Consider the following 12882-nt stretch of genomic DNA (forward strand, 5'->3'; position numbering starts at 1 on the left):
CTTCTGACAACCGTTAGCGTATGACACTAACTAAGTCGGTAAATGCGCTTGCTGCCTAGACAGCCAGCCTGGTTGTCCTTGCATTGATTTATCCCCCGTAAGCATCGCGAAAAGCACTGCAAAGCTGCGCTTTGTCCACCTCCCACAATTGTGCAATTTCTTCGCTGACGTGCTCCTCCCACCAGTCGGACTGCGCTTTTTTATTGCTTTGATTTTCTACAATCCATAATAGATTGGCTGCGACCTTTTGCACATACAGCTTTTCAGCGGCTTCAATTTTGTCTGGGCTTACCCATTTATTCAAACGCTTTAAAGTACGGTATAGCTCTTTGCTGCAAGCTCTTCTAATCTTCCTTACGGATGGCAGCGGGTTTTCTTGTTTTTGATTATGATTCATGCTGTACCGACTCCTTTCTGCTACATTCTTATGCAATGTGCAGCAGGATGGTCACAACGCCTATAGCCTAAGTGTGTAATCTTTATTATGCCAGGCTTGTCATATCTAAATGAGACATGCATAGGATGGGAGAGATAATATATGCTTGCAGCCTAAGGTGGAGGGTTCAAAAATGGAAAATTGGATTGCGGACTTAATAGAGCAATACGGTTATTTTGGCATTTTACTTTTGATTACGCTAGAAAATATATTCCCGCCTATACCTTCGGAAATTATATTGATGTTTGGCGGCTTTATGACAACAAAAACCTCACTTAGCGTACTGGGCGTTGCAGTCGTTGCTACAACGGGCTCCATTGCGGGTTCACTTGTACTGTATGGAATAGGACGCATGTTCAACATGGAACGAATGGAAAAGCTGGTCGAACGAAAAGGCAGTTGGATGCGTCTGAAAAAAGAAGATATACAAAAAGCAACCAAGTGGATAAAATCATACGGCTACTGGGCTGTTGTTATTTGCAGAATGATTCCGCTTATCAGAAGCTTGATTTCCATACCAGCAGGCATGGCGAAGCTGCGTTTAACACCTTTTTTATTATTTACTTGTATTGGAACGTTCATTTGGAATATAACAATGGTTGGCATCGGGGCGCTTGTCGGGGAAAACTGGTCCTTTGTCATGCAGTTGCTATCGGTATATTCAACGATTACTTATGTGCTTATTGCTGCAATCGGATTGCTGGTCTTTTTTTTCTTTTTGCGCAGAGCAAGGAGAAAGTAAGTGTAGTATAATAAAGAAGATGAGCTATAAAGCACATTTGTAGGAAAAAATGTATGAAATGAGGGATACATAATGTCAACAAATTTGCTGGATAAAATAAACAAAGGTATTACACCTGGGCAGTTTATCGAAGGAATGACTAAAAATAAAGAGCAGTTTGAACAGTGGAAGACAGCTTTTGCATGGAATAACGAAGAGGACCGTCAGTTTTTTCAAGCATTGAGCAAACGCGATGATTTGCTTTGTTTTATTCTAATGGCGGATTGGTGCGGTGATGTCGTTCGCAATGTGCCTGTTATTTTTAATGCGTTGGAGATAAGCAATATTCCCGTAGAAGTGTTGATAATAGAAGAGCATATGGAGACGATGGATCAATTCCTAACCTTGGGAGGCCGCTCCATACCGATCGTTATTTTCACAAATAAGAAAGGCGCGGTGCTTGGTCAATGGGGCCCTCGGCCACAGTACGTGCAAGAGCCTATGATAGCTTTCAAAAAGGCAAATCCAGACCGTGAGGCAGCTGATTATCAGACGAATTTGGCTGAAACACGCAAAGAAATTATTCGCCGCTATGGCGAGGGTACAGGCTATCAGGCCGATATTATAACAGAGCTGCGCGCTTTATTGGAGACGATTTAACGAATGCACACAACCTTTACAGTCGAATCTTTTGCACTAGGACCCATTCAAACAAATGCCTATCTTATTGTAGTCAAAGAGGAGCAGTCTTCTGCTGAACAGGCAGCCCAAGCTAAGGAACGGGCGATTATTATTGATCCAGGCATGAATCCTAAAGCACTGCTGCAGCGCATCCGTGACGTTGAGGTGGAAGCCATATTGCTGACGCACGCGCATTTTGATCATATGGGCGGACTTGAAGAAGTGCGCAAAGCAGCTGGCTGTCCTGTATATATTCATGATTTGGAGGCAGACTGGCTAACAGATGCCCGTAAAAACGGTTCCATGAGATGGTCCGACGTCACGCCGCCAATTGTGGCGGAGCCAGCTGAATATGCTCTTGCAGAAGGGCAGAAGCTTCAGCTGCTTGACCATACGTTTACTGTCATGCATACGCCTGGCCATTCGCCGGGAAGTGTTAGCTTCCTATGCGGCAATCATCTGTTTTCGGGCGATGTGCTGTTCCGTATGTCAGTAGGCAGAACGGACTTGCCAGGCGGAAAAGAAAGTGATTTATACAATTCGATTCAGTCAAAGCTTTATCCGCTTCCAGAAACAACGATTGTGTATCCTGGCCACGGCGGAAGAACGACGATCGGATTTGAAAAAGCGAATAACCCATATGTAAGATAAAGAGGAGAGCATTCCTGCTTCGCTTATGCAAGGAATGCTTGATCACTTTCATAGTTTGATAGCATGCTGATGTTACCGCATGTATGCATAGTTTATTAAGGACGGTGCTTTAATATTGACGAATGAAACGATCCAGCATACACAAGCTGACGGGGAAGAAGTAAAAATGGATGTGAAGCTGACGCCTGAACAACGCTCGGCAGAAACGATAAAAATTACGGATGTCATCGCCTCGCAGCTAAGTCTTCCTAAAACAAAAGTAAAAGCTGCAGTAGCATTGCTAGATGAAGGCAATACGATTCCTTTTATTGCGCGTTATCGCAAGGAAGCAACTGGAGAGCTTGACGAGAACGAGCTGCGCTCTATTGAAGAGAAGCTTCAGTATATGCGCAATTTGGAGGAGCGCAAGCGTGAAGTTATACGGCTCATTCATGAGCAGGACAAGCTGACCGAGCAGCTGCAGCAGCAAATCGAGGCGGCAGTCAAGCTGCAGGAGGTAGAGGATTTATATCGTCCTTACCGCCAAAAAAGGAAAACACGTGCCAGCGTGGCAAAGGAAAAAGGCTTGGAGCCGCTGGCGCAGTGGCTATGGTCGCAGCCGCGTCAGGGCGAGCCGCTGGCGGAGGCGGAGCGCTACATATCTGAGGAGCTGGGAGTGGCAACAAGCGAAGAGGCTCTGCAGGGGGCAATGGATATTATTGCAGAGAACATTGCAGATGACGCCGCGATTCGTTCGTGGATTAGAAAATTTACAATGGATCAAGGTATTTTATGCACCGTTGCAAAGGATGATAGCGCGGAATCCGTCTATGAAATGTACTACAGCTACCAAGAGCCGCTTCGCAAGCTTCCGCCGCATCGTATTTTAGCGATCAATCGCGGCGAGCGCGAAGAAATATTGCGCGTTACGCTGGATATTCCAGTTGAGCGAATTCACGATTATATAACGAGAAGATTGCTTCGAAACGGAACAGCCGATGCAGTGAAGCGAGTGTTCACCGTTATTATCGAGGATGCTTATAAGCGCTTGCTCGCTCCATCGATTGAACGCGAGGTAAGGGGAGAGCTGACTGAGAAGGCGGAGGAGCATGCCATTTCCATTTTCTCAGAAAATCTGCGTAATTTATTACTTCAGCCTCCTGTTCGCAGCCAAATGGTGCTTGGAGTAGACCCTGCTTTTCGAACTGGCTGCAAGCTTGCGGCGATTGATGATACAGGCAAGCTGCTTGAAGTAGCTGTCAGCTATCCGACGCCTCCTAACAACAAGGTCGCAGAAGCGGAAAAAATAATTAATGGCTTGATCGATAAATACGGCTTGAATTTAATCGTAATCGGCAATGGTACTGCTTCTCGTGAAACAGAGCAGTTTATTGCAGATCTCATTGCAAAGCGCAAGGAGCGAGGGCAGCAGCCGGAGCTGAAATATATTATTGTCAACGAAGCGGGAGCGAGTGTCTATTCAGCTTCGAAACTAGCTCAAGAGGAGTTTCCTGAGCTCGACGTAGCTGAGCGAAGCGCTGTCTCCATTGCGCGCAGATTGCAGGATCCGCTTGCTGAGCTCGTCAAAATCGAGCCTAAAGCGATCGGAGTTGGACAGTATCAGCATGATGTGAGCCAAAAAAGGCTTGGCGAGACGCTTGGCGGCGTCGTTGAATCCGCTGTTAACCATGTAGGTGTCGATGTCAATACCGCATCTGCCTCGCTGCTTTCTTACGTGGCGGGAGTGAATGCTACGATTGCGCGCAACATAGTAAAGCACCGGGAAGATAACGGACGCTTTACAGACCGCAAGGAGCTGAAAAAGGTAGCCCGTTTAGGGGCGAAATCCTATGAGCAATGCGTAGGTTTTCTAAGGATACCGGAAGCTTCCAATCCGCTTGACCGCACTCCGATCCATCCGGAATCTTATGCGGTAGTAGATCAGCTGTTCAAGCAGCTGCAGCTGAAGCTGGGGCAGATCGGTTCAGACGAGCTGAAGGGCAGTCTGGAGCATATTAATATTGAGCAGCTAGCTACTGACCTTGGCGTAGGGGTTCCTACCTTGCGCGATATCGTAGAAAGCTTGCTTCGCCCTGGGCGAGACCCGCGTGAGGAGCTGCCAGCTCCGATATTTCATACCGATGTATTGCAGCTGGAAGATTTGACGCCAGGCATGGAGCTGCAGGGAACAGTGCGCAATGTGATTGACTTCGGTGCGTTCGTCGATATTGGCGTGAAAAACGACGGACTTGTTCATATTTCTCAGCTAAGCAATAAATTTGTAAAGCATCCGATGGATGTTGTGTCGGTAGGCGATACTGTAACAGTATGGGTTATGAGCGTAGACTTAAAGCGCGGTCGTGTCAGCCTGACGATGCGGCAGCCGCAGCAGGGATAAATAGTATACTGCAAATAACGCAGCTAAAGAGACTGTCGATTCATTGTGGGCAACTATTGATAAGCAATGAGAAAGTGGAAACGGAGAGCAAGAATGGGAATGGAGAAGCGGTAGCGTCCGCCTTTGTAGGCTAATTTTTTCCTTTACAGGGGTTAGTTATTCATAAAAATTAGACTACAACAGCGGTCGGAATCCCAATCTTGATCGCAGTGGCACCCCTTTCTATTGCTTGTTGCAACTATCCACAATTACTCGACAGTCTCCTAAAAGTAATTAATTCAAGCAGGGAGGTGGAGCAGCGCAGCTCCACCTTTTGCATTGACAAATGGTATATGCCTCTTTATACTGTAAATATTATTAATACAGTTATGAAGGTTTGTAGAGAAAGAGGAGTGAAAGAGATGTCAGTTACAGAGCAGCAAAGGGAAGAGCAAGCAAGAGTGGTAAACGCGGATGAGCAAGGCTTGCTTACTATTATGAATGGGCGCCGTGCGGTAAGACATTATGATACAAGTGCAGTTATTTCCGAGGAAGAAATTGCGGATATCCTTAAGCAGGCGACTAGAGCCCCGTCATCTTCCAATATGCAGCCATGGAGATTTATTGTTGTCACCGATCCAGAACTGAAACAAAAGCTAGTTCCAATTGCAAATAATCAGAAGCAGGTTGGCGAAGCTTCTGCTATTATATTGATCATTGCCGATACAGAAATGTATAAAAAAACAGAGCAGATTTTTGGAACAGCGCTTGATGCAGGCTTTATTACAGAGGAAGTAAAGGAAAAAATGTCTGCCAATTCGATTAAGCTGTACAGCTCGATTCCTTATGACAGATTAAAGGAAATTGTATTATTCGATGCTGGTCTGGTGTCAATGAACATTATGCTGCTTGCTCATGCTCGCGGCTATGACACAGTGCCAATGGGCGGCTATAATCGCGATCAAGTGAAAGCTTTGTTTGAGCTGTCTGATCGCTATATTCCAGCGCTTATGCTGCCAATCGGCAAAGCGGCAGCCGCTGGCCATCCGTCCGCTCGCTTGCCCATCCAAGAGGTGCTGGCATTCAACAAAATGCCCGAATAAAGACAGGCAAAGAACCTTCGCCAAGCCGCGCGATTATGGAGCTGAAACGTTCCATTATGGGCTTTGGTGAAGGTTCTTTTTTTAGAAGCTTACGTTTCATTATGTTTGTCAGGTCATGCTCTATCGAAAAGTTGAGGATGTTTTATCCTCTTGATCGTCTCCCAGTTTGTTGCGGTAAAAATACCAGCAATCATTTAACATTTTTATTTGTCTGCGATCACGTTTGAAATACGCTCGCTGCAATTGGTTGCATAGCCATTGCGGCATGCACACCCCTCCCTCCAGGCAAAACAAGATGTATTACTATACTATGGGGATGGGTGTTTGTACGTGCAGGTCCATTGCGTTATTTGCTTTGAAAATAGTTTTTTAAACCATCTACAATCGCTTGGGCGATTTGGTTCTGCCCCTTTTCTCCTAGCAAAAAGGCCTCTTCCCGGGCATTGGTCAGAAAGCCGACCTCGAGCAATGCGGCAGGCACTTCGCTATACCGGAGCACCTTCCAGTCCTCTTGCTTGATGCCCCGATCCCTAAATCCGGTTGCCTTCACAATGGCCTGCTGCATGGCTTGAGCTAGCTTAGCGCTGCCTAGTTCGTAGTAATAGGTTTCTGTTCCTGAAACGCTTGTATCGCTGGTGAATGTGTTTCCATGAATAGATAAAAATGCATCCGCTTGCTGTGAATTGGCGATTGCTGCCCGATCCTCCAGTTCGATGAAGGTATCATCTGTGCGTGTCATATAAGGCTTGAACTCCGGTTCTTTTAAAAGCAGCTGATATACTTTTTCGGTTAGTGCTAGCGTAAAATTTTTTTCATATTTGCCGCTTGCACCGTCTGCGCCAGGGTCGTGCCCGCCATGACCTGCGTCAAGAACGATGACCAAGGGAGCGGTATCGGATGGTACTGCGGGTGTAGCTGACTCACCGGGTGTTTGCTGCGCGCCATACAACAGTTTGTTCGGTGCTGATTGCGACTTGATAGCCCAGAGCAAGCCGAACAGGAGTGCAAGACTCATAAGTAAAAATAATTTGCGGCGCTGTGATCGTCTTCGTATTAATCTCATATTTCGAACCTCCGTCTCTAAGCATCAAGTGTAAGGCTCGAATATATGAGAAGTTTTATTAAGTTGTAAAGAAGCTGTAAAGTTGCCCAGTCCCTTGCTTGTGAATGGTTGCCTGCAATGTATCGGTACGGTCACACGTTCCGTTATTTGCCTCGAAAACGCGTTTTTTAAATTTTTGCGGACACATGTTCCGTTATTCGGCTCAAAATGGAGCTTTATTTACTGTAAACGGATCAATAACGGAACGTCTGTCACATTGCCGCCTCAAAACTGCTCTTTTGGGTGTAATAGCGGAACGACTGACCAGTTAGCAAGGGAAGCCGTGATTCATTGTGGATAGGGCAACAAGCAACCGGAAGAGGATGGCACTGCGAAGTGCCACGCGTTATAAGTTATATGTCATTAGCCGTATTTCAGCTTATAATCAAAATACCTTGAGTCAAAGTGGGCGATCTGAATAGCTGCCAAAACATCTTTGGAAAAATCGACCACTTCGTTTTTTACATAGTTGATCATGAAATAAAACATCACCTTCCTGTCATCGCTAATATAATACAGCTCGCTCAGCCCGTTCATGGTTTGGTAAACTCTTATTTGGCTTGCATCAATCGCAGTGTTTATGAGCTCCTTCTCATCGGCAAATTGTTTGGCAAGCTGTACCAGCTTTTCATCGTCAACATGCGCGTCTTCTTCCGATACCTTTACTTCAGCGAAGTTTTTAGCCTTGGTCGCTCTCAAAATCTCACCATTACTCGGATTGATCGTAATGCCATAGATATCGTATTCATTGAAAACATTCGTAATCGTAATAAAATATAAACCGCTTGATACCTTGTTCAACTGCTCAATATATGAATCCAATATGTCCTGATCTAAATTCAAATAGCTGGTTGCGCTAGCCAGCAATTTTTTAATATCGTTGTAGTCTATGCTCTGCAGCTCGAACTCCACATTATCTTTACTTAGATGATTATTGAAATATTTATTAATCGCATTTATGCCTAGCGACTTTATCGTCTCTTCCGATAGCAGGGCGTCGTCCTGCACCTTGAACTGCTCTTTGGCTTCCAAGTTCTTTATCATCACTGTATTTTTGGGATATGGGTTATACAGGCTTGAGCATCCGGCTAGCAGCGGGAAAATAAAGCAGACTACCAGCAATAGAATGAATTTTTTCATTGTTTTTCCTCCTCGTTTTCCATATGAGGATCAAATATGACGCGTATCGTAGTACCTTGCTTCTCTATGCTTTCAGCTTCAATTATTCCTTGATGCAAGCTTGCTACGTTTTGGCAGATTGATAAGCCGAGGCCTGCGCCATTATGTTTTCTTGTACGGGCTTTATCAACCATGTAGAAAGGCTCGAAAATTTTGTCGAGATGCTCTTTCGGTATGCCTGCACCCCGGTCGATCACTTCAAGATATATTTTTTCTTGATGGTTAAATGCTCGAATCATAATCGTACTATGCTCCGGCGATGCTTTAATCGCATTATCCACTAAGTTTGCAATTAATATTTTTATTAAATCTATTTCCAGCTCGAGCTCGCAGCTTTCGCATTCGGTTATAATTTCAATTTGCTTCTGCTTTGCCTTGATGCTAAGTGAAGGTGTAATTTCGTCAACAACCTTTTTTAAATTCCCTGCCGCCATTTCAAAATGATCATCTCTCAGCATAATTAAATCCATAAGCTTGAAGGAGAGCGATTCAAGATGCTTGGCCTCACTGCTAATTACGTTCAAGCCGTCGACCAACGTCTCCTCGTTATACTTCGTCACACGCAAGTAATTGGCATAACCGATAATTGACGTGAGCGGGGTTTTAATTTCATGCGTAAAGTTTTGAATAAAACGATCCTTTTCACTATTGCGCAGCTCCAGCTCTTTAATCGTATTTTCCACCGCATCGGCCATAATATTGAAATTGTTGGCAAGCACCCCAACCTCATCTTTTGCTTTTATTTTTACACGTTCTGTGAAATCTCCCTGCGCTATTACTTTGACCGTCCGAATTAACTTATCAATCGGTCTGGTCAGCCCTTTGCTGACAAAAAACATAATGAGCATGTAAAGTAAGCAAGCGATAATATCCATTTGAATAAAAAAGCGGTATTGATCGATTCTTTCCTCATAAAGATGAGTAACATCCTTGGTATACGTAAATAAATAAGCCTTTTTTTGAACGTCAATTAAGTTAGCCGTAAACAGCAGCGTCCGGTCATCAATGTCCCGTAAAATGTACCGAATTTCCTCCAACTGCAAGCCGTCAAGCTCTTCCCGTTCCTCTGGCAGCTTTTGATCGGCATTATTGCTGAAAATGAGCTTGTTATCCTCATCTTTAATTTCTATAAAAATTTGCTGATTGCGATTTTGGGAAATAAACTCGTTAACGATTTGCTCCATTACTTTTTTTTCGTAATCGACAGAATCATAAATTTGCATAATAGGGACGATGGCATTGACGCTTGCCTGAATATTCATATTTTCGCTCAGCGTGCTCTTAATTTCCTGCTCCAGCATTTTGCTATGAATGCGCTCGATAAATAGGATGGATGATAAATTAAAGATGAGAACGAATGCAAGGAGGGAGAACAGATAAATCTTTTTCCAAAACTTCATGCTTTAGTCCTCCAGGCGATAGCCAATCTTGTAGATGGTTTTAATATAATCCTGCATATGGAGCTTTTTGCGCAAAGATTTAATATGCATATCAACGGTTCTTGTCTCGCCGTAATAATCAGCTCCCCATACCCGGTCGAGAAACTGCTCGCGCGTCAGCGCGATGTTTTTATTTTTCATCAACACAAGCAGCAGCTCGTATTCTTTAGGGGTCAGTTCCACAGGCTCTCCGTTTATCGTGACCTCTCTTTTGTCCATAAGCAGCTTTACATTTCGAAACTCCAGTACATTTTCTTCCTTGCCATATCTTCGAAGCACGGTTTCTATCCGCGCCAGAAGCTCAATTGCTTCAAATGGCTTTACCATATAATCTTCAGCGCCAAGCTTCAAGCCGTTCACCTTATCGAATACTGAATTTTTTGCAGTAAGGAAAATGACAGGTATGCCAAAGGCTTTAATCCGATCCATTAGCATGAAGCCGTCCATGCCGGGAATCATTACATCGAGCAGGATCAAGTCGATTTTTTCTTTCTTGATAAGCTCCAAAGCAACAAGCCCGTCATAAGCTTCCATAGTCTCGTAATGAACGAGATTTAAATTCATTTTTATGATTTTCGATATATTCACATCATCTTCAACGATCAATATTCGCTTGCTCAATGGTTGCTTGTCTCCTCTATCATTTTTATAAGCCTATTAATAGCACCAATCCCCGCCTATTGCAATGTCAATATTAAACTATGAACACTTCTCTCCTTCGACTTTACAACTTCATTACAATTACATCTAACTTCCCATATATCTAACTTTTAAACTTTATGTATAGACATAAAGGAGAGAGTATACCGATGACTAACAAATGGATAGCTGCATTTGGCGCATGTTTGCTGGCTATGCAGCTGACAGGCTGCTCCGATTCGGCTGTTAAGGCTGATCCGGCAGCAAGCGAAATTCCTGTGGGCGGAGCTGTTGAATCTGACAAGCCTTCTCCGCCTGCTCGAGACCCTTCGATTGTGGCTTTAGTCAACAAGCAGCAAAGTTTAGACGAGACGTATGTGCCGGATGACTTGGTTACAGTGGATGTGCCTACTGTTCTGAACAATCCGGAAGTGAATCAGTTAAGAAGGGAAGCTGCCGGGGCATTGAAGGAAATGTTCGACAAGGCTGCTGACGCAGGCATTAAGCTGTATGCTCGCTCGGGTTATCGTTCCTTTCAAACGCAAAGGCTGCTATTCGAAAATTACGCTGCCAAGCATGGCGAGGAGGCGGCTAATCGCTATAGCGCCAGAGCAGGGCAGAGCGAGCATCAAACGGGGCTCGTGATGGACGTGACAAGCGAAAGCGTTAATCTTCAGCTCGAGGAAACGTTTGGAGAAACGGCCGAAGGCAAGTGGCTCAGCGAGCATGCGCATGAATTCGGATTTATTATTCGTTATCCGAAGGGTCAGGAAAAGATAACAGGCTATATTTATGAGCCTTGGCATATCCGCTATTTAGGAACAGAGCTTGCCGGCAAAGTTTACACGAGCGGTCTGACTTATGAGGAATATTTGGAGAAGGAGAAGCCAAAAGATGAGATCAGCTAGTGCAAGGCGCAGAGCGCGCAGGAGGCTGCTGGTACTGCTGCTATTTATGGTTCTCGTTGGTTTAATTGCAGGAGTTCCCTATCTCGTGAAAGTATTTCAGCGCTTAGAAACGGGCAATCTGCCAGTTGCAGCCGAATCCAGCTCGAATGCCGGCAGCGATTCGGATCAGCATACCACTATCCGCATCGCTGCTGCCGGCGACATTATGTTTCATCAGACACAGCTCGACAGCGCTTATGATGCTAACAGCAAAACCTATGATTTTAAATCCGTATTTGAAGATATTAAGCCAATTATTAGCGCTGCTGATCTGGCTATTGCTAATTTTGAAACGACGGCAGCCGGATCAAGTCGGCCATACAGCGGCTATCCTGTCTTCAATTCTCCAGATGAAGCTATCGATGCGATTAAATATGCAGGCTTTGACGTTTTGACCACTGCGAACAATCACAGTCTGGATACCGGCAGCGAGGGACTGAAACGGACGGTTGAAGCGATTCAAAGTAAAGGTATCGATACAGTGGGCACGTATAACAAAAAACCGGAATCACGAGTGCTGATGAAGGATGTTAAAGGAATTAAAGTGGCTATACTATCTTATACAGAAAGCACGAACGGCTTAGGCAGCAAGTATGCCGCTGATGAACTAAATGCGATGATCAATATGATGGACAAGACCGCGATCGTTAAGGATATACGAGAAGCCAAGCAGCTTGGAGCCGATATAATAATTTCCTTGATGCATTGGGGCGATGAATATGTGGAGCAGCCGAATGCGAAGCAAATTGAATTTGCACAGCTGATGGCTAAGGAAGGCGCAGACATTATTTTAGGAAGCCATCCGCATGTTATACAAAAGTCAGAATTCATAGAGACAGCAGATAAATCAACGTTTGTCATTTATTCGATGGGCAATTTCATTTCCAATCAAAGGAGGGAAACGCTCGACAGCCGCAATGAGCTTACGGAGGACGGTATTATCGTTAACATCGATATTCGCAAAGACAACAAAACTAATGAAACGACGATACAGCATGTGGAATACGTCCCGACATGGGTATATCGCGACAAGGAAGAAGGCCAATCCAAATATACGTACCGCATACTTCCTGTTGAGAGTTATCTTGATAGCAATGATATATCCGCGGCATTCAAACAACGCATGAAACGTTCTCGCGATGCAACGGTATCTAAAATGGATACAACACCAATTATTAAAAATTGAAGCTATTCGTGGATTAAAATAAAAGAACCTGCTTCGCCTGTCAATGCGGCTAATGGACGCTTGCATGGGCGCAGTGAGGTTCTTTTTTGTGTTAATCCAAGTTATGAATATCTTTAATATTGATGGACTTTCGATTGTAGGAAATCAAATTTTGCTCTTTCTACTTACTTAGAGTTTCGGTTAGCTTTTGATGACTGCAGCCAATCAAATAGCGGTTTATTCCTTTTAACATGCAGTAAGTTGAGTTGCTGAGGTGTGGCGATATGTGCTGATATGGAGTATTTAGCGTTTGTAGGCACTTCGGTGCTACCTCAAAACGGCCAAATGTACATGAAATTTCATATACAATACGCTGAAATGCCCCAAAAAACACAAATGTATATGAAATATCATACAGAATCGGTCGGTGCTACCTCAAAACGGCCAAATGTACATGAAATTT

General features: G+C 44.4%; 13 protein-coding genes. 7 read left to right on the forward strand and 6 right to left on the reverse strand.

What is annotated here, in order from left to right:
• Positions 1-88 precede the first annotated feature (88 nt).
• Positions 89-397 carry a dehydrogenase gene (locus ACRRU2_RS27850; RefSeq protein ID WP_331699920.1) on the reverse strand — a complete coding sequence of 103 codons (309 nt, stop codon included), beginning with the start codon at positions 395-397 and terminating at the stop codon, positions 89-91.
• A gap of 172 nt (positions 398-569) precedes the next feature.
• Here ACRRU2_RS27850 and ACRRU2_RS27855 point away from each other — a divergent pair, with 172 nt between their 5' ends.
• The 5 genes from ACRRU2_RS27855 to ACRRU2_RS27875 all read left to right on the forward strand — a co-directional run bounded on the left by ACRRU2_RS27855 (position 570) and on the right by ACRRU2_RS27875 (position 5948).
• On the forward strand, positions 570-1178 hold the full coding sequence (locus tag ACRRU2_RS27855) for a DedA family protein (RefSeq protein ID WP_331699921.1): 609 nt from the start codon (positions 570-572) through the stop codon (positions 1176-1178).
• A gap of 72 nt (positions 1179-1250) precedes the next feature.
• Positions 1251-1817 (forward strand): thioredoxin family protein, encoded by a 567-nt coding sequence (locus ACRRU2_RS27860; protein ID WP_432506658.1) that lies wholly within the window; start codon positions 1251-1253, stop codon positions 1815-1817.
• A gap of 3 nt (positions 1818-1820) precedes the next feature.
• Entirely contained in the window at positions 1821-2489 is a 669-nt protein-coding gene (locus tag ACRRU2_RS27865; RefSeq protein ID WP_432506660.1) for an MBL fold metallo-hydrolase, read from the forward strand.
• Positions 2490-2655: 166 nt separating this feature from the next.
• On the forward strand, positions 2656-4866 hold the full coding sequence (locus tag ACRRU2_RS27870) for a Tex family protein (RefSeq protein WP_432506669.1): 2211 nt from the start codon (positions 2656-2658) through the stop codon (positions 4864-4866).
• 401 nt (positions 4867-5267) lie between these two features.
• Entirely contained in the window at positions 5268-5948 is a 681-nt protein-coding gene (locus ACRRU2_RS27875) for a nitroreductase family protein (protein WP_331699924.1), read from the forward strand.
• 120 nt (positions 5949-6068) lie between these two features.
• Here the strand turns inward: ACRRU2_RS27875 and cmpA are convergent, their stop codons facing one another.
• The 5 genes from cmpA to ACRRU2_RS27900 all read right to left on the reverse strand — a co-directional run bounded on the left by cmpA (position 6069) and on the right by ACRRU2_RS27900 (position 10289).
• On the reverse strand, positions 6069-6215 hold the full coding sequence (cmpA, locus tag ACRRU2_RS27880; protein WP_331699925.1) for a cortex morphogenetic protein CmpA: 147 nt from the start codon (positions 6213-6215) through the stop codon (positions 6069-6071).
• A gap of 79 nt (positions 6216-6294) precedes the next feature.
• Positions 6295-7011 (reverse strand): N-acetylmuramoyl-L-alanine amidase family protein, encoded by a 717-nt coding sequence (locus ACRRU2_RS27885; RefSeq protein WP_432506662.1) that lies wholly within the window; start codon positions 7009-7011, stop codon positions 6295-6297.
• Positions 7012-7413: 402 nt separating this feature from the next.
• The gene (locus ACRRU2_RS27890) at positions 7414-8190 is read right to left on the reverse strand and encodes a hypothetical protein (RefSeq protein WP_331699927.1); all 777 of its coding nucleotides are present in this window, start codon (positions 8188-8190) and stop codon (positions 7414-7416) included.
• Positions 8187-9629 carry a sensor histidine kinase gene (locus ACRRU2_RS27895; protein ID WP_331699928.1) on the reverse strand — a complete coding sequence of 481 codons (1443 nt, stop codon included), beginning with the start codon at positions 9627-9629 and terminating at the stop codon, positions 8187-8189. The genes ACRRU2_RS27890 and ACRRU2_RS27895 overlap by 4 nt, the downstream gene beginning before the upstream one ends.
• A gap of 3 nt (positions 9630-9632) precedes the next feature.
• Positions 9633-10289, reverse strand: a complete 657-nt coding sequence (locus tag ACRRU2_RS27900; protein WP_331699929.1) for a response regulator transcription factor — start codon at positions 10287-10289, stop codon at positions 9633-9635.
• 188 nt (positions 10290-10477) lie between these two features.
• On the opposite strand from ACRRU2_RS27900, the gene ACRRU2_RS27905 reads away from it, so the two are divergent.
• Together ACRRU2_RS27905 and ACRRU2_RS27910 are read left to right on the forward strand one after the other, a co-directional pair.
• Positions 10478-11215 (forward strand): M15 family metallopeptidase, encoded by a 738-nt coding sequence (locus tag ACRRU2_RS27905; RefSeq protein ID WP_432506665.1) that lies wholly within the window; start codon positions 10478-10480, stop codon positions 11213-11215.
• A complete protein-coding gene (locus ACRRU2_RS27910) occupies positions 11202-12440 on the forward strand; it encodes a CapA family protein (RefSeq protein ID WP_432506667.1) in 1239 nt (412 codons plus the stop codon). The genes ACRRU2_RS27905 and ACRRU2_RS27910 overlap by 14 nt, the downstream gene beginning before the upstream one ends.
• The last annotated feature ends 442 nt before the right edge of the window (positions 12441-12882 follow it).

The sequence above is a fragment of the Paenibacillus sp. GXUN7292 genome (genome assembly GCF_050864975.1).
Lineage (GTDB): Bacteria > Bacillota > Bacilli > Paenibacillales > Paenibacillaceae > Pristimantibacillus.